The organism is Sphingopyxis sp. UBA6723, from assembly GCF_002454115.1.
Classification (GTDB): domain Bacteria; phylum Pseudomonadota; class Alphaproteobacteria; order Sphingomonadales; family Sphingomonadaceae; genus Sphingopyxis.
In genome coordinates, this window is sequence record NZ_DKIH01000013.1 from 703,600 (window position 1) to 723,674 (window position 20,075).

Consider the following 20,075-nt stretch of genomic DNA (forward strand, 5'->3'; position numbering starts at 1 on the left):
ACAGACAAAGGAAAATATCATGGCTACTGCTATTCGCCTCGCTCGCGGCGGCTCCAAAAAGCGTCCTTATTACAAGATCGTCGTTGCCGATTCGCGCAGCCCGCGCGACGGCCGCTTCATCGAACGCATCGGCAGCTACAACCCGCTGCTCGCCAAGGACAATCCCGAGCGGATCAAGCTCGACGCCGACCGCGCGAAGCATTGGCTGAGCGTTGGCGCCCAGCCGAGCGACCGCGTTGCCCGCTTCCTCGATGCCGCCGGCATTCAGGAGCGCGCTGCGCGCAACAATCCGAACAAGGCTGTCCCGGGCGAAAAGGCCAAGGAACGCGCCGAGGAAAAGGCCCAGAAGATCGCTGACGCCGAAGAAGCGGCCGCTGCTGCTGCCGCCGCTCCGGCCCCCGAACCCGAAGCGGTCGAAGAAGCTGCTCCGGAAGTGGCCGCTGAAGAAGCTGCTGCGCCCGAAGCCGCGGAATCGGATGCAACCGGTTCGGTGAAGAGCGAAGCGACCGCCGAAGCCGTTGCCGAAGCCGTCGCCGACGAAACCCCCGCCGACGCGACCGCCGACGATGCGGCTGCGATGGCCGAACAGGCTGCTGAAGGCGGCCCGGCGGAGGAAGCTCCGGCTGCTCCCGCCGCCGATGAAGCTGCCGCTGAAGAAGCCGGCGAAGAAGCAGCCAAGGCCTAAACCTTGGCCAACGCAAATCGCCCCGTCACCCTTGCCGCCATCGCCGGCGCGCATGGGGTGCGGGGCGAGGTGCGGCTGAAACTGTTTGGCGAAGGCGCGGAGGCCCTCCGCGCCTTTTCCGTATTTTCGGCCGGCGACCGGACCCTGACGCTGAAATCGGTGCGTCCCGCCCATCAGGGCGCGGTCGCCACCTTTGCAGAAATCACCGACCGCAGCGGCGCCGAGGCGCTGCGCGGCACCGTCCTGACCGTCCCGCGTTCGGCGCTGCCGCCGCTGGGCGAAGGCGAATATTACCACCATGACCTGCTCGGCCTGCCATGCATGTCGACCGACGGCAGCGTGGTGGGCGAAGTCGTCGCGATCGACAATTTCGGCGCCGGCGACATCCTGGAAATCGCCAAGCCCGACGGGAAGCGCTTCATGGTCCCGATGACGGAGCGCGCGGTGCCGGTGTGGAACGACGATAGCGTCACTGTAAACGCGGCGTTCGTCGAGTAACGACGGCTTTGGGGTGGATTCCCGACCTTCCCTATTCGTCATCCCGGCGAAGGCCGGGATCTCGCCGGTGCGTTAAACCGATAGGGTGAGATCCCGGCCTTCGCCGGGATGACGATGGAATAAAGGTCCGCAACCGGTCGCTTCCAGACGATAGCCCTCATCACGGATTGTCGGAGGCTCCTGGCGCTGTTAGCCTGACAGCGATTGCTGTGGAGGGACTATGCGCTGGAAATCGGGTTTCGTTTTTGCTCTCATGCTTGGAGGCGCCGATCCCGCGGTGGCGCAAGAGTCCGCTCCTCAAACCCTCGAACAACTCGCCCCCGAAATTGACGCACTGTTCGCGACATATCAGGCCGACGCGCATATACCCGGCATGGTTTACGGCGTCGTCAAAGACGGCAAGCTCGCCCATGTAAAAGGCGTCGGTGTCCAGAATCTCGACGACAAGAGCGCCATCACCGCCGACAGCCGCTTCCGCATCGCCTCGATGACCAAGGCGTTCACCGCGCTGGCAATCCTGAAACTGCGCGACGACGGCAAGCTGCGCCTCGACGACCTCGCTGAGGATCACATTCCCGAAATGAAGGGCTGGGTCTATCCGACCAAGGACAGCCCGCGCATTCGCGTGCGCGACCTGCTCCACCATGTCGGCGGCCTCGTCACCGATGATCCATGGGGCGACCGGCAACAGGTCTTGCCGCAGGCCGACTTCACCAAAATGATCGCCGCCGGGGTGCCGTTCAGCCGCGCGCCGCAAACAGCCCATGAATACTCGAACTATGGCTATGCGCTGCTTGGCCGCATCATCGCCAATGCGTCGGGCATGGCCTATGCGGATTATATCCGGCAGGCGATCCTGACCCCGCTCGGCATGACGAGCAGCGGCTTCGACGTCACCAAGACCCCCAAGGCGCTCTATGCTCGCGGCTATCGCTGGGAAAATGAACGCTGGTCGCCCGAACCCGAAATGATCGACGGCGCCTTCAACGCAATGGGCGGACTACAGGTCAGCGCCAATGACTATGCCAAATGGGTCGCCTTCCTGCTCTCGGCCTGGCCGGCGCGCAACGACGCGGACACGGGGCCGGTCAAGCGCGCGACGGTGCGCGAAATGGCGCAGGGCTTGAATTTCGTGACGGTGGCGAACCGCATCGGCGCCAGCGGTGCGACGGCGTGCAAACAGGCGGCGGCCTATGCGATGGGCTGGCGCGTCGCGCAGGATTGCGACCTTGGCCTGACGCTGGCGCATGGCGGCGGCTATCCGGGCTATGGCAGCCATGTCATGCTGATGCCCGACCATGGCGTCGGCATATTTGCCCTTTCGAACCGCACCTACGCCGGACCCTCGGCGCCGGCGTGGGACAGCGCGGTGGCGATGGACAAGGCGGGGCTGCTGCCGGAGCGGCGGATCACGACCTCGCCCGCAGTCTGGGAGATGTTCAACCGGGTGCGCGCGGCTTATGCAGAGGGCAATCTGAATCGCTTTCAGGGCGGGCTGGCGATGAACTTTCTGCTCGATCGGTCGGCGGAAAACTGGGCCGCGGAATTCGCGCGCCTGAAGGCTGCCGTCGGTGGCTGTTATGAGCATGAAAAACTGACCCCGACCGGAGCCTTGTCGGCCAATTTTCGCCTGATCTGCGAGCGCGGGCAGCTCGACGGCCAATTGCTGCTGGCGCCGACCGAACCGATCACGTTGCAGGCGCTGCGCTTTCGCGTTGTGGCGCCCTGACGCCGAACGTCACGCCGCCTCGATAAACACCACGCGATTGCGCCCGCTTTCCTTGGCGGCGTACAGATTGATGTCGGCCGACTTCATCGCCGCGCCGAAACTCGTGTTGCGGCCGATATGGACCAGCCCCATGCTCGCGGTCACCGGCCTTTCGAGCAACGGTACCATCTGTTTGACATAGGCGCCAATTCGCTGCCGCAGCCGTTCGGCCTCGATCGCGACGGCAGCGGGCGCGCCGCGGAACAGCAGCGCAAACTCCTCGCCGCCGACCCGCGCCGCCAGCGCCGATCCCGACCCCAGCGCGACCCCCGCGGCAAAGATCACCCGGTCGCCCACGTCATGGCCGTGGCGGTCATTGATCGCCTTGAAATGATCCAGATCGACCAGCGCGATCGCCACCGGCGGCTCGTCGTTGAAACTTTCCTCGATCGCGCGGCGGTTGGGCAGTCCGGTCAGCGGATCGGTGTGCGCGATGATCCGCATCGCCTCGGCCTGCGCGCGCGCCTCCTGCCGCTCGCGGCGCAGACGCATCAGGCGATCGAGGATGCCAAAGGCGGTGAGCATCACTTCCAGCCCAAGCGCGGGGAACAGCAGAAACAGGAAATTGTCGAACGGCTGGCCGAGCACGATGTCGTGGAACAGGCTGACCCCATAAACCCCGCCGATACCGCTCCACGCCGCCGCCTGATAGCGCGCTGTGCGGCTGCCGCGCTTCAGCGCGATCACCACGGTCGCCGCGCACAGCGCCAGCATCGCGAGCAGCACGACGCTGCGCAGCATCATATAGGTGGTCGCGTCGGGCATGACCGTCGCGGGGGTGGTCAGCAGGATCAGGGCGGGCGGCCAGCCGAGCCAGCGATAGAGCCGGTTGCCGACCATCCCCGGTTCCAGATAGGACCGCAGGAACACGCCCGTTACGACCAGGCTCAGATCGAAAAAGATGGTGATCCACACTTGGCGCGCGAAACTGTCGGGCGCCAGCCACGCTCCCATCGCCAACGGCGACAGCGCGACCGCGAGCGCAAAATAGGACAACGCCCGCACGCTCTGCCAGATCAGGAAGCGTTCGCGCAGCAAACGATAAAACACCGCATTATAGGCAAGCGAGAACAGCAGCAGGCCGAGGAAGATGCCGGTCAGCACTCCGTCCCACGTCATGCTGGTGGCGTCGGCGAACGACGATTGGGCGCGCGCCGGCGCGGCGGCGGCCAACAGCCCCGCGCCCAACGCCAGAATTCGCGCACCATGCGCCATGCGACCCCCGTTTTGTTTCACGGGGAACGCTAGGCGCGCAGCGGCTGATTTTTGGTTAACGGCGCGTTGGCTGTCTGGTGTTGTTCACCAGCCATAGCCGCGAGTTGGGCGAAGGGCGCCGGGGTAGGCGGGGACTCCCTTCGACCAGCTCGCGACTATGACATGCTGGTTCGGTCATTAATCAGCCTTGTGCAACGCAGTCAGACCACATCGCGCCCCGCCAACGGTAAAGGCGATATTTTGGCGGTGGAGGGGTGCCTCAGCCGGGTGGCGAACCGCCGCAAGACAGCAATCAGCCACAGCAGGCCGTGGTGCAAATCGTCGCTGAAACGCGGGTGACCGTCATTCCACGTCCGCATCCAAAGTTCGTCCTTCATCGCGCCTTTCCTCCTGATCCGATGGTCGACAGATGCGCCTTTGCGGTGCGCCCCGCCAACAAAAGCTTTGCGTCATATCATAAGGACAGCTTATAGATTGGCGATGCTCAAGCTACCGCCCCTTGCCGCAATTCGGACCTTCGAAGCCGCCGGAAGATTGGAAAACTTCTCGCGCGCCGCCGAAGAGTTGGGGCTGACGCAAGCGGCGGTCAGTTATCAGGTGCGCCAATTGGAAGACCGGCTCGGCCGCGCCTTGTTCGTGCGCGAAAAGGGGCGCGTGCGCCTGTCCGAAACCGGCCAGCGCCTGCTCCCCGCGATCTCAGGCGCCTTCGGCGCGATGGGCGACGCCTTTGCCGCGCTAGGCAACGATGAGTCCGATGTGCTGACGATCAGCGCGATGACGACCTTTGGCGGCACCTGGCTCAGCGCGCGGATCGGGGGCTTCCAGCTGGCCTATCCCGACCTTGCGGTGCGCATGCTGATGAACAACGAACTGGTCGATTTCAACGCCACCAATGTCGATGTCGCAATTCGGGTGGGCCGCGGCGGGTGGCCCGGCCTGCGCGCCGATTTTCTCTACCGTAGCCATGTGACGCCGATCTGCGCACCCGGCTTTCTGGACGTCAATCGCATCGCGGTGCCTGCTGACCTGCTGCGCGTTGACCGGCTGGCGCCCAACGATCCCTGGTGGGCGGGCTGGTTCGCCGCCGCGGGCGTCACCACCGTGCCGCCGCCGCAGCGTAGCGGCATCGAACTCGACAGCCAGTTGCAGGAGGCGAGCGCGGTGCAGAGCGGTTACGGCATCGCAATGATGACCCCGCTGCTGTGGCGCGCCGAACTCGACGCCGGGCGCTTGGTCCAACCGTTCGACACGCTCTATCAACCCGGCACCGCGCATTATCTCGTCCACCGCGAAAACCGCGTTGGCGTCCGCAAAATCGAACGCTTTCGCGAATGGCTGCGCGCCGAGCTGGAGAAGGATCGCCACCGGCTGCCCGATGAACTGTGGGAACCGCTGGGTTAAATCGCCTCGACAGGCGACCTCTAAATGTATATACATGATGTATATACGGAGCTTGTCATGACCAAAGAATATCGCGCCAAGGTTTTCAAATCAGGCAATTCGCTCGCGCTGCGCCTGCCCAAGGCGCTGGGGTTGGAGGAGGGGGCCGAGATGATTGTCCGCGAGGAACGCGGCGAGTTCCGTTTCGAACCCGCCAACAAGCCAAAAGCCAAAATCGACATCAGCGGCTTTGCGGGGAAGGCGCCAGGCCTGAAGCTGGCGCCGCGGGAAGATTTCGAGGAGCGTCCGAGCACAATTGCGGCACGCCAGGCGGCGGCACTTGCACAGGCGGCCAAGAAAGCGTGATCCGATATCTGATCGACGCCAACTCGGCGGTTTATGCTATGGATGACGGGCACGAAGTGCTGACGGCCCGGATTGCCGATCACGCGCCCGGCGAGATTGCGATGTCGACCATCAGCTATGCCGAAGTTGCTTATGGCACTTATGTCGGCAAGCCGCCGCCGCCCGAAATACTCGACGCCTTTGTGGCAGCCATCCCGCTTTTGCCATTCGACGAAGCGGCGGCGCGCGAATACGCGCGATTGCCTTTCAAGCGCGCGCGCTTCGACCGCCTGCTTGCGGCGCACGCGTTAAGCCTCGGCGTAACGGTCATTACCAACAACGAAGGCGACTTCGCCGACGTGCCGGGGCTGACGGTCGAGAATTGGACGCTGCCATGACCTTCACCGCCGTCCCCCTGACCCTCTACCCCGACATGTTCCCTGGCCCGCTCGGCCACAGCATGGCGGGACGCGCGCTCGAAAGCGGGACTTGGTCCTGCGCGCCGGTGCAGATCCGCGATTACGCGACCGACAAGCATCGCACCGTCGACGATACGCCCGCGGGTGGCGGCGCGGGGATGGTGCTCAAGGCCGACGTGCTGGCGGCGGCGGTCGACCATGCGGTCGCGGCGCATCCGGGCCTCCCGATCCTCGCCATGACCCCGCGCGGCACCCCGATTACGCAAGCCCGCATCCGTCAGCTTGCGGCGGGTCCGGGGGCGATCATCCTGTGCGGCCGGTTCGAGGGTTTCGACGAACGCATTTTCGACGCCCGCCCCATCGAGCAGGTTTCGATGGGCGACATCATCCTGTCGGGCGGCGAGATGGGGGCGCTGTTGCTGCTCGACGCTTGCATTCGGCTGCTTCCCGGCGTAATGGGCGCGGCTTCTAGCGGGGACGATGAGTCGTTTGAAAACGGCTTGCTCGAATATCCGCACTACACCCGGCCCGTTGAATGGGAAGGGCGCACGATCCCCGAAGTGCTGCGATCGGGGGATCATGCGAAGATCGCGGCCTGGCGGAAACAACAGGCGGAAGATCACACACGGTTACGCAGGCCGGACCTTTGGGAGCGTCATATCGATGCTCGGGCCCGACCTGCCTCTGGCGCGCGGCGAAAAGAAGAGGACTAGAGGACATGAACCTCATCCAGACGATCGAAGCCGAAGAAATTGCCAAAGCGGCAAAGACCATCCCGACCTTCCGCCCCGGCGACACCGTGAAAGTCGGCGTCAAGGTCGTTGAAGGCGAACGCACTCGCGTCCAGAATTTCGAAGGCGTGTGCATCGCGCGCTCGAACAAGGGCATGGGCTCCAACTTCACCGTGCGCAAAATGTCGTTCGGCGAGGGTGTCGAGCGCGTGTTCCCGCTCTATTCGCCGAACATCGACAGCATTACCGTCATCCGCAAGGGTGCCGTGCGTCGTGCGAAGCTTTATTATCTTCGTGGCCGCACTGGTAAATCGGCGCGTATTGCGGAGCGCCGCGACTACCGGCCGGAAGCCAGCGAGGGCTAAGGGAGACTTTCCCGACCCCAAGCGAAAACAGCTTTCCAAAACGACCGGTTCCGCCAAAGCGCAGAACCGGTCGTTTTTCGTTTCAGCACCTCCATTTCAGAACGGGATTTCATCATGGGTTATCGGATCGTTGTCGCCGGTGCGACGGGCAATGTCGGGCGCGAAGTGCTCGCCATCCTCACCGAGCGCGAATTCCCGATCGACGAACTGGCGCTGGTCGCCTCGTCGCGCAGTCAGGGGACCGACGTCGAAATCGGGGACACCGGCCGCACGCTGAAATGCCAGAATATCGACAATTTCGACTGGGCCGGCTGGGACATGGCGATTTTTGCGATCGGCAGCGAAGCGACCAAGATCCATGCGCCCAAGGCGGCCGCGGCGGGCTGCGTCGTCATCGACAATTCGTCGCTCTACCGCATGGATCCCGACGTGCCGCTGATCGTGCCCGAGGTGAACCCCGACGCGATCGACGGTTATAAAAAGCGCAACATCATCGCCAACCCCAACTGCTCGACCGCGCAGATGGTGGTGGCGCTGAAGCCGCTCCACGACGCTGCCAAGATCACCCGCGTCGTCGTCTCGACCTATCAGTCGGTGTCGGGCGCCGGCAAGGCGGGCATGGACGAGCTGTGGAACCAGACGCGCCAGATCTTCGTCGGCGACGAAAAGGACATCCAGAAATTCACCAAGCAGATCGCCTTCAACGTCATCCCGCACATCGACAGCTTTCTCGACGACGGGTCGACCAAGGAAGAGTGGAAGATGGTCGTCGAGACCAAGAAGATCCTCGATCCCAAGATCAAGGTCACCGCGACCTGCGTCCGCGTGCCGGTGTTTGTCGGCCATTCGGAAGCGATCAACATCGAAATGGAGCGTGAGCTGTCGGCCGAAGACGCCCAGCGCATCCTGCGCGAAGCCCCCGGCGTCGTCCTCCACGACAAGCGCGAGGATGGCGGCTATATCACCCCGGTCGAATGCGTCGGCGATTTCGCGACCTTCGTGTCGCGCGTCCGTGAAGACCCGACGGTCGAAAACGGCCTCAACCTGTGGTGCGTTTCGGACAACCTGCGCAAGGGTGCGGCGCTGAACGCGGTCCAGATCGCGGAGTTGCTCGGGCGTCGGCATTTGAAGAAGGGCTGAAGGTAAAGCGGATGTTCCCCTGCGAAGGCAGGGGTCCATCTCCTAACGTCGCCTTTTGCACAAACGGCAACGCCGATCGTGAGCTTGGGTGATGGACCCCTGCCTGCGCAGGGGTGCAGGTACGTCAGCCACTCTCGACGACGCGCAATCCGAACGGGTAGGGGGAGGGGATGACCGACGCCTCCGTGACCACCCTACCCGCACAACGCCGCCTGCTCGGCGCCCTGCTGATCCTGCTGCTGCTCGCCCAGATCGAGCAGCCTTATCCCGAAATCGCGCTGCTTCAGCACATCCCGACGATGCTGCTGCTCGTCGCGGCCCCGGCGCTGCTCCGCCGCTGGCCGCTCTCGACCGCCGCGCTCGCCTGCATCGTTGCGTTCTTCGCGCTCCACACCCTTGGCGGGCGCTATGCCTACAGCAGCGTCCCCTACGACGCCTGGGCGCGCACGCTCACCGGCACCAGCCTCTCCGACGTCTTTGGCTGGAGCCGCAACCATTACGACCGCCTCGTCCATTTCGCCTTTGGCGCGCTGTCGGTGATCCCGGTGGCTGAAATCGCGCGGCGCTGGGGCGGGCTAAGCCATCGCGGCGCGGCGTTAACCGTGCTTGCTTGGGTCTTGGCGACCTCTTGCCTCTATGAAATCTTCGAATGGCTGCTGACCATCGTCGCGGCGGGCGAAACCGCCGATCGCTATAATGGTCAGCAAGGTGACATCTGGGACGCGCAAAAGGATATGGCGCTGGCGGCGCTGGGTGCGATATTGGTGCTGCTGGTCCAGCGGAGGAGATAGGCGATGCGTAACATGACGGCCCTCGCGATGGTGGCACTGCTCGCCGCCTGCAAACCGGCGCCCGAAAAGACGCCCGCCGCGACCGAAGTAACAGCGCCCCCGGTCCCCGCCGCCAAAGCCGACGGCCCCGCCGCCGCGACCACCGCGGTCAGCCTCGATGGCGAAGGACTGCGCTTCATCGACAAGTCCAGCGGCAAGGCCAGCCTCCTCGCCTTCGGCGTCCCGCGCGCGCAGGCCGAAACTGCGCTCGCGAATGTCGCGGGCAAAGCTGATGACCGCAGCACTAATGACGAGTGCGGCGCCGGTCCGATGCAATTCACCCGCTACGACGCGATGACGCTGAATTATCAGGACGACAAATTCGTCGGCTGGTTTCTCGGTAACGAACCCGGCGCCGCCGCCTATTCGACGGTCAGCGGCATCGCCATCGGCACCACCCGCGCCAAGGCGGGCGAGTCGGTATCGATCATCGACGTCGAGGACAGCACGCTGGGCGAGGAATTCAGCATCGGCACCGGCGAGAATGTCGTCGGCGGCATGTTCGCGGCGCCGGGCGACGCGGCAAAGATCGATGCGCTGTTCGCGGGGGTGAACTGCTTCTTTCGTTAGATCAGCCGTCGCACCGTCGGTCGCACGGTGGCGCACGCCGGCGTGCCGTCTTTTCCGGTCCCGATGACCGATATCTCGATGCGACCTCCGTCGTTCGTCGCCGCATCGAGCAGCTCTGGCGCGATGTCGTGGATGTCGATCTTCATTCGACGGGTCCACGGCGACGAAGGGTCGCCCGCGGCCTGCCCGACCCGGATATAGACGAACCGCCGCTCCGGCCCTTCGCGCTGTACCTGATCGCCAAAGAATTTTGGACCGGGGCCGACGCGGACGGTGAAATCGAACGCCAGCGGTTCGCCCGCGCTCGACGATTTGGGGTCCATCGGATGGCCGTCCTTTGCCTGTAAACTATGCAGCACCCCGGCAACCGGCTGGTCGATGACGATCCGCATCGCAATGTCGCTCTGATCGGCTTTAGCCATGCCGCCTAATGCCCCATATCCGCCGCCGACGCCACCGGCCCGCCCGCCTTCGGCGGCCGCAACAACAGCACCAGCGGCACCGCCGCCAGCGTCATCCACATCATTGCCCAGAAATCGTCGATATAGGCGACCATGGCCGCCTGCCGGTTGATCTCGGCATTGACCATCGCCAGCGCGGTTTCGCCCGCGATGCCGAAGCGGTCGGCGGTCGACGGGTCGATTATGCTGACCGAACTGCTGGTGACATGCGCCGCCAGATCGGCGTGGCTCGTCTGGATATTTGACGCTAGCAAGGTGGTGACGATCGAGATACCGATCGATGCGCCCAGGCTGCGGAACAGGTTGAGCAGGCTCGACCCGTCGGTGCGAAACTGCGGCGCGATCGTCGCGAACGCCATCGTGTTGAGCGGGATGAAGATCAGCCCCATGCCCAGCCCCTGCACCAGCCCGCTGACGATCACCGGCTCCATGCCCATGTTCAGCGACCAATGGCTCATTTGCCACAATGAATAGGCGGCGATCGCCAGCCCGGTGCCGACCAGCCAGCGCGGATCGACCTTGCCCAGCAGCTGCCCCGCGACCCACATGCTCATCAAGATGCCGACCCCGCGCACCGCCAGCGCCAGCCCGGTGTCGATCACCGGCCACCCGAACAGATTCTGCAACATCGGCGGCAACAGCGCCATCGACGCGAACATCACCACCCCGACGACGACCATGAACCCCATCGCGGTGACGAGGTTGCGGTCGGCCAGCATCGCACGGCTGAACAAAGGCGCGCGCGCGGTGAACATATGCACCACGAACATCCACAGGCACGCGACCGCGACGCCGCATTCGATCCAGATTTCCACGCTGTCGAACCAGTCGGCATGCGCGCCGCGGTCGAGCATCAGTTGCAGCGCCGCCAGCCCCAGCGCGAGCATCGAAAATCCGAACAGGTCGAACCGGCGGCTGGTCTTTTTCGTCGCGGGCAGCAGCGCCCACATCAGCGCCAGCGTCAGCAGTCCGAACGGCAGGTTGACATAAAAGACCCAGCGCCAGTTGGCTTGCTCGGTCAGCCAGCCGCCGAGCACCGGCCCGACGATCGGCCCGATCATGATCCCCATGCCCCATATCGACATGGCGCGCGCATGGCGTTCGGGCGGATTGATGTCGAGCATCACTGCCTGCGACAGCGGCCCGATAAACGCCGCGAAAACGCCTTGGAGGAACCGAAAGGCGACCATCTGTTCCAGCGACTGCGCCGCGCCGCACGCCATCGACGCGACGATGAAGCCGAAAATCGCGATCAGGAACAATTCGCGTCGCCCGATCCGGTCGGCCAGCCAGCCAGTGATCGGCATCGCGACCGCGCTCGCCAATATGTAGCTGGTCAGCACCCAGGTCACCGTCTCGCTCGTCGCGCCCAGCGCCGATTGCATATGCGGGATCGCGACATTGGCGATCGTTGTGTCGAGGATCTGCATGATCGACGCCCCCATGACCGCGACGGTCAGCAGGGCGCGGTGGCGAACGCGCTCGTGCAGCGGGATGCTGTCGTCGGCGGGCAGCGCAGTGGCGGCGGGACGGCGGGGGAGGGCGCGGGAGGCCATGGCTTAAAAGCCCCTCCCCTTTAGGAGTGTCAGGTCGGTCATGCCCTCGGTATGACCTAAACCGTCCGGGGGACGGTTTACCTGACACTGGGTTGGGGTGGGGTCTGTCGGCGTAGCGCATGGCTGCGAAACCCCACCCGCTGCGACTAGGCAGCAAGCTGCCAAGTCTCGCTGCCCTCCCCTGAAGGAGAGGGATGAGGTTATGTAAAGCGGCACAGCCACCGCCTACTTCCCCGCCACCGCGCCGCCGCTCGTAAACACCCGCACCTCCGCCGACAGCCCCGCGATCATCTCGCGCGCCGGTTTCTCGTCGAACGCAATCTTCACCGGCACCCGCTGCGTCACCTTGACCCAGTTTCCGGTCGCATTCTGTGCCGGCAGCACCGAAAATTCGCTGCCCGTCCCGGCGCCGATGGTCAGCACATGGCCGCGCACCTTCAGCCCCGGATAGGCGTCGAACGTCACCTCGGCGCGCTGGCCGACGCGCATATTGGCGAGGTCGGTTTCCTTGAAATTGGCCTCGACCCACGGATGCGCGGTGTCCACCAGCGTCACGGCGGGCAGCCCCGCGACCATCATCTGGCCGATCTGCAGCCGGTCCGATTGCGCGACGCGCCCCGCGCTTGGCGCGCGGACGGTGGTGCGCGCCAGATTGACCTGCGCTTGTGAGCGCTGAACGCGCGCCGCTTCGACCTGCGGGTTGACCCCACTCGCCGGACCCGCGGCCAGCTTGGTGCGCGCCTCGACCGCGGCCGCTTCGGCCTGCCGCACCCGCTCGCGCGCCTGCGCGACCGCGTGGCGCGACGCGTCATAGGCGGCTTTGGTAGTGAAACCCTTTTCCATCAGCGCCGCCTGCCGTTCGAAATTGACCTGTGCAAAGGCGACATCCTCGCGCGCCGCGGCAATATCGACGCTCGATGTGTTGGCGCTCGCCGACAGATTGCCGACCTCGACCTGCGCCGCGTCAATCGCCGCCGTCGCCTGCGCGACGTTCAGCGCATAGGGTTCGCCGTCGATGCGGAACAGCAACTGCCCCGCCGCGACCTGCTGGCCGTCGCGCACGGCAACTTCGGTGATCCGGCCGCCCACTTCGGCGGCGACCGACACCTTGTCCATCTGGACATAGGCATTGTCGGTCGACACCGATCCGCCGCTGGTCAGCCAATAATATCCGCCCGCCGCGATCAGGATCGCAGGCAGGCCGAACATCAGCAGCCGGGTGCGCCATTTCGGCGCGTCTTTTTGCTCGGTCGCGGTCGCCGCGCTGGCGGGCGGGAGCGGATCGGCCTTGGGCGTCGATGTCGCATCGTCGGATGCGGGGCGGGTGGGGGAGAGCTGGTCCATCAGGCGGCCTCTTCTTTTTCTTTCTGGCAGATGCGGCGCGACAGATTGGCGCGCACGCGCTCGACCAGGTCGTTCAGCTGCTCCAGCTCCGCCGCGCTCAACCCCTCGGTCGCTTCGGCGGTCAGCGCGTCGGTGGTGGCGCGCATCGCGGTCAGCAGCTCGTCGGCGCCCGGCGCCAGATACAACAGCCAGGCGCGGCGATCGCTCGGGTCGGCACGGCGTTCGACCAGTCCCGCCTCCTCCAGCCGGTCGATCATCCGCGACAGGGTGATCGGCTCGACCTCGATCAGTTCGGCCAGCGGCCCCTGGCGGATACCCTCGTGGCGCCGGAGGTAGATCAGCAGCCGCCATTGCAGCGCGGTGATCCCCGTATCGCGGGTGCGGGCATTGAATGCACGGCGGAACAGCCGCGCGCTGTCGTTGAGCAGGAATCCGATCGTTTCACTCATGGCAAGCGATATAATAGCAATAGCTACTAACTGCAAGCAACCCGACGCTGCGCGGCACTTTCGTAAACTTCCGCAAATCCATCCGCCTTGGTGTAAATTTCACCGACAATGCTTGCAAATCGGCCTCATTTCCGCAGGATGGCGTCATGACATTGACCGCAGACCTCTTCTGGTCGTTCCGCTCGCCCTACAGCTACCTCGCCATCGCCCGCTACCGCGCGCTCGCGGCGAGCCACGACCTGTCGATCAACCTCCGCCCCGTTTACCCGCTCGCGATCCGCCAGCCCGATTTTTTCGACCGCAACCACCCCAATTGGCTGAGCTACACGATGCGCGACATGATCCGTGTCGCGCAGTTCCACGGCATCCCCTTCGGCCCGCCGCGCCCCGATCCGATCGTCCAGAATGTGATGACGCGCGAGATCGCCGCCGAGCAGCCCTATATCTATCGCCTCACCCGACTCGGCCAGGCAGCATCACGCCGCGGCAAGAGCCTGGCGTTTGCGCATGAAGCGGCGCAGCTGATCTGGGGCGGCGCGACCGACTGGCATCTCGGTGACCATCTGGCTGGCGCCGCGAAACGCGCCGGGCTCGACCTCGCCGAACTCGACGTCGAAGCGGAGCACGATGCACAGGCGCTCGACAACGAGATTGCCGCGAACCAGGTCGCGCTCGAAATCGCCGGCCATTGGGGCGTTCCGACCTTGGTGTTCGACGGCGAGCCCTTCTTCGGGCAGGACCGCATCGAAATGGCGCGCTGGCGCATGGAGCAAAAGGGTCTCCGCCCGCGCTGAACGGCCTTGCCCAACCGACCGCCGCATGGGCATAGCCCGGGTATGACAAGCGAACCTCAATTTTTCGAAGCGCGCGACGGCGTGCGGCTGGCGTGGCGCGAAATGGGCGAAGGCAGGCCGCTGATCCTGCTCCACGGCCTGTTTTCGAGCGGCGAAGTCAACTGGATCAAGTTCGGCACCGCGGCGCGGATCGCGGCCGAGGGCTACCGCGTCATCATGCCCGACCTGCGCGTCCACGGGTCGAGCGACGCGCCGCACGACGAGGAATTTTATCCCCCCGACGTGCTGGTGCGAGATCTGGAGGATCTGGTCGCGCACCTTGATCTCACCGACTTCGATCTCGGCGGCTTCTCACTCGGCGCACGCACCAGCGTCCGCGCAGTCGTTGCGGGTATGAAACCGCGACGGTTGATTCTGGGCGGTATGGGGCTGGCGGGACTGGCCGGTTGGCAAAGGCGCGGCGCGTTCTTCCGGCGCGCGATTGCCGAATATGAGAGTGCCAAGCGCGGCGACGACACCTGGCTGTCGATCCAGTTCATGAAGACGATGAAGGTCGATCGGATTGCCGCGGGGCATTTGCTCGACAGCTTCACCGACACTCCGCCCGAGGCACTCGCGGCGCTGACGATGCCCGTACTCGTCGTGTGCGGCGAGCAGGATCAGGACAATGGATCAGCCCCCGAACTCGTCGCGGCGCTCGCCGATGCGCAGCTCGTAACGATTCCCGGCACCCATATGTCGAGCGTGACCCAGCCCGAGCTCGGCGAAGCGATCGCGACCTTCCTGACCGCTTGACCCTGCCTTCGGCGCGCGCCAAGCTATCGACATTGCGCCAAAGAGCGCCTTCAAAATCGTCCAGAGGATCGCACCCCATGAAAGCTATGATTTCGACCCTGTCGCTGGCCCTGTCGCTCGCGCTTGCCGGCCCCGTCGTTGCCGCACAGCAGAAGCCCGCCGCCGCGGCGACGACCGCGAAACCCACCGCTGCCGACGCCGACGCGTTCATCGCCGCCGCCGAAAAGGATCTGTTCGACTACACGGTCGAGGCGAGCCAGGTGAACTGGGTCAACAGCACCTATCTGACCGAAGATACCGACGCGATGGCGGCGCGGATCAACGCCGTCGGCACCGAAAAGTCGGTGAAATATGCGCTCGAAGCGGCGAAGTATAAGGATGTTCCGGGACTGAGCGCTGACACCAAGCGCAAGCTCGACATTCTGCGTACCGGCCTCGTCCTGCCCGCCCCGACCAGGCCCGGTGCCGCGACCGAGCTCAACCAGATCGCGACCAATCTGCAGTCGCAATATGGCAAGGGTCGCGGCACGTTGAACGGCAAGGAAATCTCGGGTTCCGACATCGAAGAGCAGATGGGCAATATCGAGCGCACGCCCGCCGAACTCGCCGAAATGTGGACCAGCTGGCACGACAATGTCGGCGCGCCGATGAAGGACGACTATGCCCGCATGGTCGCAATCGCCAACGAAGGCGCAAAGGAGCTGGGTTTTGCCAACACCGGCGCCATGTGGCGCTCGGGCTATGATATGTCGCCCGAAGATTTCGCTAAGACGACCGAGCGGCTGTGGCAGGAAGTGAAGCCGCTCTATATGGCGCTCCACACCTACACGCGCTGGAAACTGAACGAGAAATATGGCGACGCGGTGCAGCCCAAGACCGGCCCGATCCGCGCCGACCTGCTCGGCAATATGTGGGCGCAGGAGTGGGGCAATATCTACCCGCTCGTCGCGCCCGCGGGGTCGGGGGATCTGGGCTATGACGTCGGCGAACTGCTCACCGCGCAGGGCAAGTCGCCGCTCGACATGGTGAAGATCGGCGAGAATTTCTACTCGTCCCTCGGCATGGCGCCGCTCCCTGAAACCTTCTGGAAGCGGAGCATGTTCACCAAGCCCGCCGACCGCGAAGTCGTCTGCCACGCGTCGGCGTGGGATATCGACAACAAGGACGACATCCGGATCAAGATGTGCATCAAAGTGAATGCCGACGACTTCACCACGATCCACCACGAACTCGGCCACAATTATTACCAGCGCGCCTATAAAGATCAGCCGTTCCTCTATCTGAACGGCGCGAACGACGGTTTCCACGAAGCGATCGGCGATTTCGTCGCGCTGTCGATCACCCCGCAATATCTGGTCGACATCGGCCTGCTCGACAAAGCAAACGTGCCGAGCGCCGACAAGGACATCGGGCTTCTGTTGCGGCAGGCGATGGACAAGGTCGCGTTCCTGCCGTTCGGCCTGCTGGTCGACCGCTGGCGCTGGGGCGTGTTCGACGGGACGATCAAGCCTGCCGCGTACAACGCCGCCTGGACCCAGCTACGCACCCAGTATCAGGGCATTGTCCCGCCGGGCGAGCGACCGGCGAACGCCTTTGATGCGGGCGCGAAATTCCACATTCCGGGCAACACCCCCTACACCCGCTATTTCCTCGCGCGCATCCTGCAGTTCCAGTTCTACGAAGCCGCGTGCAAGCAGGCGGGCTGGACCGGGCCGCTCCACCGCTGTTCCTTCTATGGCAACAAGGAGGTTGGCGCGAAGCTGAACGCGATGCTTGAAATGGGGGCGTCGAAGCCCTGGCCCGACGCACTCGAAGCCTTTACCGGCACCCGCGAAATGTCGGGCAAGGCAATGGCGGATTATTTCGCGCCTTTGAAAACCTGGCTCGACGAGCAGAATAAAGGCAAGCCTACAGGGTGGTGAGCCAATGGCCAGCACCCCTCGGTCTTGACCCACACGGTCTGTTTCCTGTCATGGGCATCCGCGCGCCTTGCAACTGGACGATCGGCAACGCCGACAAGCCCGAGAGATACCAGGTACATTTTTAGAGTGGCATCGGTGCGCCGGGGCGGCGAAGCAACGCGTCCCGATGCAACGAAAGGCAACCGTGTGAAACGCGTTCTTTTGGCCGTCGCTGGCTTTTTTCTGGGTGCCGGTTCGGCGCAGGCCGCGACCTGCGAAGATAGTTTCGTCAAGAAAGGCAATTCGGTCACCGGCCTGCGCTTCGTCGCGACGACGACGGTACCGAACATGAGCATGGCGAGCGCGGTCGGACAGATAAACGGGATCGTCGCCGCGAAAGGCTATGCGATCCTGGCTGCCGAGCCGGACAGCGGCGCGATGCTGATCGAGCCGCCCGCGACCGGCAAGTCGCGGCCCTTTCCGATCGAGATTGCCGCCGACGGCACGGGGACGGTGCGTATGGAGGCCAAGCTGCGCGCCGGGATGGGTATCCCCGATGCCGCGGCCAAGGCCGAAATGTGCGGCATCCTGACCCAGCTGAAAGGCGGCAAGGCGGGGGAGGCGCTCGCGGCGAAGGGGCTGGGCGCGACCAGTGCCCCCGGCGCCCCGGTCCGGATGAGCGTATTGCGGTTCTCGCAGGACATCACCGGACAGGCGGACAAGAATAATGCAGCGGTGCAGAAACGCTATGAGGGGCGGCAATTCACCCTCTATGGGCCGGTGTCCTATGTGGGACCGACTCGCGGCAGCTATCGCGTCGAATGGAAATTGCTGTCCAACGTGCTGACCGACATCGTCCCGGGCCGCGCGTCGGCGGGCTTTTCGGTCAACTGCATCCTCGCCCCGGGGCAGAGCGTTTATGCGCTGCAGTTGAAACCCAACAAGCATGTCGAGCTGACGGGCACTTTCGACGAGCTCGATTATGGGCTGTCGTCGGTGTGGTTGAAGGATTGCCGGCCGGTGAAGTAAACGGATCGGAGCGACGCGCCTGCCTCTTCCTCTGAAGAGGAGGGGCTTGTTAGCCTTTGGCGTTATGGAAGCCGCAACTTCCAATTTCCGTCATCCCGGCGAAGGCCGGGATCTCTCCCGCCCGTACTAACGCACTGGCGAGATCCCGGCCTTCGCCGGGATGACGATCGTGATGAGATCGGCCTTTGGTCGCCAGCGTTCGTACCGAAGGCCGCCGCGTTTGCAGCGATCGCCTTACCGGAACGGCGGCTCGTTAAACGCGCGCAGCTTGCGGCTGTGCAGCTTGGCGCCCTCGTCCCGCATCGTTTCGCACGCGCGGATGCCGATCTGGAGGTGCGCGGCGATCGCTTCTTCATAGAAACGGTTCGCCTGGCCGGGCAGCTTGAGCTCGCCGTGCAGCGGCTTGTCGCTGACGCAAAGCAGTGTCCCGTAAGGCACACGGAAACGATAACCCTGCGCGGCGATCGTCGCCGATTCCATGTCGATGCCGATCGCGCGCGACTGCGAAAAGCGCAGCGCGCTGTCGGTATAGCGCAGCTCCCAATTGCGGTCGTCGGTGGTGACGACGGTGCCGGTTCGCATCCGCTTTTTGAGGTCGGCGCCGGTGGCGCCCGAAACACTCTCGGCCGCGGTGGCGAGCGCGACCTGCACTTCGGCGATGGGCGGGATCGGGATTTCGGGCGGCAACACGCTGTCGAGGATATGATCGTCGCGCAGATACGCGTGGGCGAGGACATAATCGCCGATCCGCTGACTGGGGCGCAGCCCGCCGCAATGGCCGATCATCAGCCACGCCTCGGGCCGCAGCACCGCGAGATGGTCGCAGATCGTCTTGGCGTTCGACGGGCCGACGCCGATGTTGACCAGCGTAATGCCGCCGCCGTCGGGGGCGATCAGGTGATAGGCGGGCATCTGGTGCCGCCGCCACGCGCTGTCGGCGACGAGCGCGCTGGCGTTCACGCCGGGCTGGTCGACATAGAGCCCCGCGGCGCCCGCAAGCGCGGTGTAGCGCCCTTGCCCAACCTGCGCGCCCGCCCAAGCGACGAATTCGTCAACATAACGGTGGTAGTTGGTGAACAGGATATATCGCTGGAAATGTTCGGGCGCGGTGCCGGTGTAGTGGCGGAGGCGTGCGAGGCTGAAGTCGGTGCGCAGCGCGTCGAACAGCGCGAGCGGCTGCGACTTCGCGGGGTCGGCGCCGAATAGCCCGTCGGCGAGTTCGTCGCCGATATCGGCCAGCTCGGTGGTGGGGAAGTGCCGCGCGAGTTCGAGCGGAGTGACCCCGCCCATGTCCGACCCGTCGCTGGCGTCGAGCACATAGGGGAAGGGAATCTGCTGCCCGGTGCGCGTCACTTCGAGCGTGATGTCGTAATGGCGTGCGAGCAGGCCTAGCTGGTCGCGCAGATAATCGGCGAACAGGTCGGGGCGCGTCACCGTAGTGACGAAGACGCCCGCGCGCTCGAACTGGCCAAAGGCGAGATTATGCCCCTTTTGCCCCTCGCGCTGCTCGCCGGTAGTGGTCAGGCGGATCGCGGGATAGTCGAACAGTCCCGTCGCCGCGGCATCGGCGGGCGGCAGCGTGCGATCGCGGACATAGGCGGCGATGGCGGATTTGAGGTTGGTGACCGAGGCGCGGAACCTGTCTTGCAGTTCGGCGATGACCTCTTCGACGAGGGCGATGGGGTCGGCGATGTCTCGGTTTTGCGATGATGATGTCATCGGGGCGGTGTTGCACGAAATTGTGACAAAAGGGAAGGGGTGGTGATCCTCCCCGTCGCGCAGCGATGGGGAGGGGGACCG

The 20,075-nt window shown here is 64.6% G+C and carries 21 protein-coding genes and 1 pseudogene; 15 read left to right on the plus strand and 7 right to left on the minus strand.

What is annotated here, in order from left to right; all coding sequences use genetic code 11:
* Positions 1-19: 19 nt before the first annotated feature.
* From rpsP to B4F07_RS16615, 3 genes and pseudogenes are all read left to right on the plus strand, one after another.
* A pseudogene (gene rpsP, locus B4F07_RS16605) lies at positions 20-475 on the plus strand (30S ribosomal protein S16); the annotation flags it as partial.
* A 213-nt stretch (positions 476-688) separates the two neighbouring features.
* The gene (gene rimM / locus B4F07_RS16610; protein WP_293698885.1) at positions 689-1,183 is read left to right on the plus strand and encodes a ribosome maturation factor RimM; all 495 of its coding nucleotides are present in this window, start codon (positions 689-691) and stop codon (positions 1,181-1,183) included.
* A 220-nt stretch (positions 1,184-1,403) separates the two neighbouring features.
* A complete protein-coding gene (locus B4F07_RS16615) occupies positions 1,404-2,912 on the plus strand; it encodes a serine hydrolase domain-containing protein (protein WP_293704913.1) in 1,509 nt (502 codons plus the stop codon).
* Between the two features lie 9 nt (positions 2,913-2,921).
* Here the strand turns inward: B4F07_RS16615 and B4F07_RS16620 are convergent, their stop codons facing one another.
* Complete coding sequence (locus B4F07_RS16620; RefSeq protein ID WP_293698854.1) at positions 2,922-4,166, minus strand: GGDEF domain-containing protein; 1,245 nt, start codon at positions 4,164-4,166, stop codon at positions 2,922-2,924.
* Positions 4,167-4,366: 200 nt separating this feature from the next.
* Positions 4,367-4,543, minus strand: a complete 177-nt coding sequence (locus B4F07_RS16625) for a hypothetical protein (protein WP_293698851.1) — start codon at positions 4,541-4,543, stop codon at positions 4,367-4,369.
* A 103-nt stretch (positions 4,544-4,646) separates the two neighbouring features.
* On the opposite strand from B4F07_RS16625, the gene B4F07_RS16630 reads away from it, so the two are divergent.
* The 8 genes from B4F07_RS16630 (at position 4,647) to B4F07_RS16665 (ending at position 9,946) form a co-directional block, all read left to right on the plus strand.
* Positions 4,647-5,567, plus strand: coding sequence for a LysR substrate-binding domain-containing protein (locus B4F07_RS16630; protein ID WP_293698848.1), 921 nt, complete (start codon positions 4,647-4,649; stop codon positions 5,565-5,567).
* 57 nt (positions 5,568-5,624) lie between these two features.
* Complete coding sequence (locus tag B4F07_RS16635) at positions 5,625-5,912, plus strand: AbrB/MazE/SpoVT family DNA-binding domain-containing protein (protein ID WP_293698845.1); 288 nt, start codon at positions 5,625-5,627, stop codon at positions 5,910-5,912.
* A complete protein-coding gene (locus B4F07_RS16640) occupies positions 5,909-6,289 on the plus strand; it encodes a type II toxin-antitoxin system VapC family toxin (RefSeq protein WP_293698842.1) in 381 nt (126 codons plus the stop codon). Before B4F07_RS16635 ends, B4F07_RS16640 begins: the two co-directional genes overlap by 4 nt.
* Positions 6,286-7,023: a tRNA (guanosine(37)-N1)-methyltransferase TrmD gene (gene trmD / locus B4F07_RS16645; RefSeq protein WP_293698839.1), complete on the plus strand. Its 738-nt coding sequence runs from the start codon at positions 6,286-6,288 to the stop codon at positions 7,021-7,023. Before B4F07_RS16640 ends, trmD begins: the two co-directional genes overlap by 4 nt.
* 5 nt (positions 7,024-7,028) lie before the next feature.
* Positions 7,029-7,406: a 50S ribosomal protein L19 gene (rplS, locus tag B4F07_RS16650; RefSeq protein ID WP_293698837.1), complete on the plus strand. Its 378-nt coding sequence runs from the start codon at positions 7,029-7,031 to the stop codon at positions 7,404-7,406.
* A 114-nt stretch (positions 7,407-7,520) separates the two neighbouring features.
* Positions 7,521-8,546 (plus strand): aspartate-semialdehyde dehydrogenase, encoded by a 1,026-nt coding sequence (locus B4F07_RS16655; protein ID WP_293698835.1) that lies wholly within the window; start codon positions 7,521-7,523, stop codon positions 8,544-8,546.
* 170 nt (positions 8,547-8,716) lie between these two features.
* Positions 8,717-9,337 carry a DUF2238 domain-containing protein gene (locus B4F07_RS16660; protein WP_293698832.1) on the plus strand — a complete coding sequence of 207 codons (621 nt, stop codon included), beginning with the start codon at positions 8,717-8,719 and terminating at the stop codon, positions 9,335-9,337.
* 3 nt (positions 9,338-9,340) lie between these two features.
* On the plus strand, positions 9,341-9,946 hold the full coding sequence (locus B4F07_RS16665) for a hypothetical protein (protein WP_293698825.1): 606 nt from the start codon (positions 9,341-9,343) through the stop codon (positions 9,944-9,946).
* On the opposite strand, the gene B4F07_RS16670 is transcribed toward B4F07_RS16665, so the two are convergent.
* The 4 genes from B4F07_RS16670 to B4F07_RS16685 all read right to left on the minus strand — a co-directional run bounded on the left by B4F07_RS16670 (position 9,943) and on the right by B4F07_RS16685 (position 13,756).
* Complete coding sequence (locus B4F07_RS16670) at positions 9,943-10,368, minus strand: DUF5990 family protein (protein ID WP_293698822.1); 426 nt, start codon at positions 10,366-10,368, stop codon at positions 9,943-9,945. The two genes, B4F07_RS16665 and B4F07_RS16670, sit on opposite strands and share 4 nt — an antisense overlap.
* A 5-nt stretch (positions 10,369-10,373) precedes the next feature.
* Positions 10,374-11,963: an MDR family MFS transporter gene (locus tag B4F07_RS16675; RefSeq protein ID WP_293698819.1), complete on the minus strand. Its 1,590-nt coding sequence runs from the start codon at positions 11,961-11,963 to the stop codon at positions 10,374-10,376.
* A 225-nt stretch (positions 11,964-12,188) separates the two neighbouring features.
* Positions 12,189-13,307 carry an HlyD family secretion protein gene (locus tag B4F07_RS16680; protein WP_293698816.1) on the minus strand — a complete coding sequence of 373 codons (1,119 nt, stop codon included), beginning with the start codon at positions 13,305-13,307 and terminating at the stop codon, positions 12,189-12,191.
* Positions 13,307-13,756 carry a MarR family winged helix-turn-helix transcriptional regulator gene (locus tag B4F07_RS16685; RefSeq protein WP_293698813.1) on the minus strand — a complete coding sequence of 150 codons (450 nt, stop codon included), beginning with the start codon at positions 13,754-13,756 and terminating at the stop codon, positions 13,307-13,309. The genes B4F07_RS16680 and B4F07_RS16685 overlap by 1 nt, the downstream gene beginning before the upstream one ends.
* 146 nt (positions 13,757-13,902) lie before the next feature.
* On the opposite strand from B4F07_RS16685, the gene B4F07_RS16690 reads away from it, so the two are divergent.
* The 4 genes from B4F07_RS16690 (at position 13,903) to B4F07_RS16705 (ending at position 18,275) form a co-directional block, all read left to right on the plus strand.
* Positions 13,903-14,550, plus strand: coding sequence for a 2-hydroxychromene-2-carboxylate isomerase (locus B4F07_RS16690; RefSeq protein WP_293698810.1), 648 nt, complete (start codon positions 13,903-13,905; stop codon positions 14,548-14,550).
* A 42-nt stretch (positions 14,551-14,592) separates the two neighbouring features.
* Complete coding sequence (locus tag B4F07_RS16695; protein WP_293698807.1) at positions 14,593-15,345, plus strand: alpha/beta fold hydrolase; 753 nt, start codon at positions 14,593-14,595, stop codon at positions 15,343-15,345.
* A gap of 77 nt (positions 15,346-15,422) precedes the next feature.
* Entirely contained in the window at positions 15,423-17,267 is a 1,845-nt protein-coding gene (locus tag B4F07_RS16700; RefSeq protein WP_293698805.1) for a M2 family metallopeptidase, read from the plus strand.
* Between the two features lie 186 nt (positions 17,268-17,453).
* The gene (locus B4F07_RS16705; protein ID WP_293698803.1) at positions 17,454-18,275 is read left to right on the plus strand and encodes a hypothetical protein; all 822 of its coding nucleotides are present in this window, start codon (positions 17,454-17,456) and stop codon (positions 18,273-18,275) included.
* Positions 18,276-18,509: 234 nt separating this feature from the next.
* Here B4F07_RS16705 and B4F07_RS16710 read toward each other — a convergent pair whose 3' ends face one another.
* Positions 18,510-19,994 (minus strand): AMP nucleosidase, encoded by a 1,485-nt coding sequence (locus B4F07_RS16710; RefSeq protein ID WP_293698800.1) that lies wholly within the window; start codon positions 19,992-19,994, stop codon positions 18,510-18,512.
* Positions 19,995-20,075: the final 81 nt, after the last annotated feature.

Coding starts and splice junctions, on each gene's coding strand:
- B4F07_RS16700 (WP_293698805.1), top strand. CDS start 15,423: ATGAAAGCTATGATTTCGACCCTGTCGCTGGCCCTGTCGCTCGCGCTT.
- B4F07_RS16680 (WP_293698816.1), bottom strand. CDS start 13,307: ATGGACCAGCTCTCCCCCACCCGCCCCGCATCCGACGATGCGACATCG.
- B4F07_RS16655 (WP_293698835.1), top strand. CDS start 7,521: ATGGGTTATCGGATCGTTGTCGCCGGTGCGACGGGCAATGTCGGGCGC.
- trmD (WP_293698839.1), top strand. CDS start 6,286: ATGACCTTCACCGCCGTCCCCCTGACCCTCTACCCCGACATGTTCCCT.
- B4F07_RS16685 (WP_293698813.1), bottom strand. CDS start 13,756: ATGAGTGAAACGATCGGATTCCTGCTCAACGACAGCGCGCGGCTGTTC.
- rplS (WP_293698837.1), top strand. CDS start 7,029: ATGAACCTCATCCAGACGATCGAAGCCGAAGAAATTGCCAAAGCGGCA.
- B4F07_RS16670 (WP_293698822.1), bottom strand. CDS start 10,368: ATGGCTAAAGCCGATCAGAGCGACATTGCGATGCGGATCGTCATCGAC.
- B4F07_RS16710 (WP_293698800.1), bottom strand. CDS start 19,994: ATGACATCATCATCGCAAAACCGAGACATCGCCGACCCCATCGCCCTC.
- B4F07_RS16660 (WP_293698832.1), top strand. CDS start 8,717: ATGACCGACGCCTCCGTGACCACCCTACCCGCACAACGCCGCCTGCTC.
- B4F07_RS16690 (WP_293698810.1), top strand. CDS start 13,903: ATGACATTGACCGCAGACCTCTTCTGGTCGTTCCGCTCGCCCTACAGC.
- B4F07_RS16665 (WP_293698825.1), top strand. CDS start 9,341: ATGCGTAACATGACGGCCCTCGCGATGGTGGCACTGCTCGCCGCCTGC.
- B4F07_RS16635 (WP_293698845.1), top strand. CDS start 5,625: ATGACCAAAGAATATCGCGCCAAGGTTTTCAAATCAGGCAATTCGCTC.
- B4F07_RS16620 (WP_293698854.1), bottom strand. CDS start 4,166: ATGGCGCATGGTGCGCGAATTCTGGCGTTGGGCGCGGGGCTGTTGGCC.
- B4F07_RS16675 (WP_293698819.1), bottom strand. CDS start 11,963: ATGGCCTCCCGCGCCCTCCCCCGCCGTCCCGCCGCCACTGCGCTGCCC.
- B4F07_RS16695 (WP_293698807.1), top strand. CDS start 14,593: ATGACAAGCGAACCTCAATTTTTCGAAGCGCGCGACGGCGTGCGGCTG.
- B4F07_RS16615 (WP_293704913.1), top strand. CDS start 1,404: ATGCGCTGGAAATCGGGTTTCGTTTTTGCTCTCATGCTTGGAGGCGCC.
- B4F07_RS16625 (WP_293698851.1), bottom strand. CDS start 4,543: ATGAAGGACGAACTTTGGATGCGGACGTGGAATGACGGTCACCCGCGT.
- B4F07_RS16630 (WP_293698848.1), top strand. CDS start 4,647: ATGCTCAAGCTACCGCCCCTTGCCGCAATTCGGACCTTCGAAGCCGCC.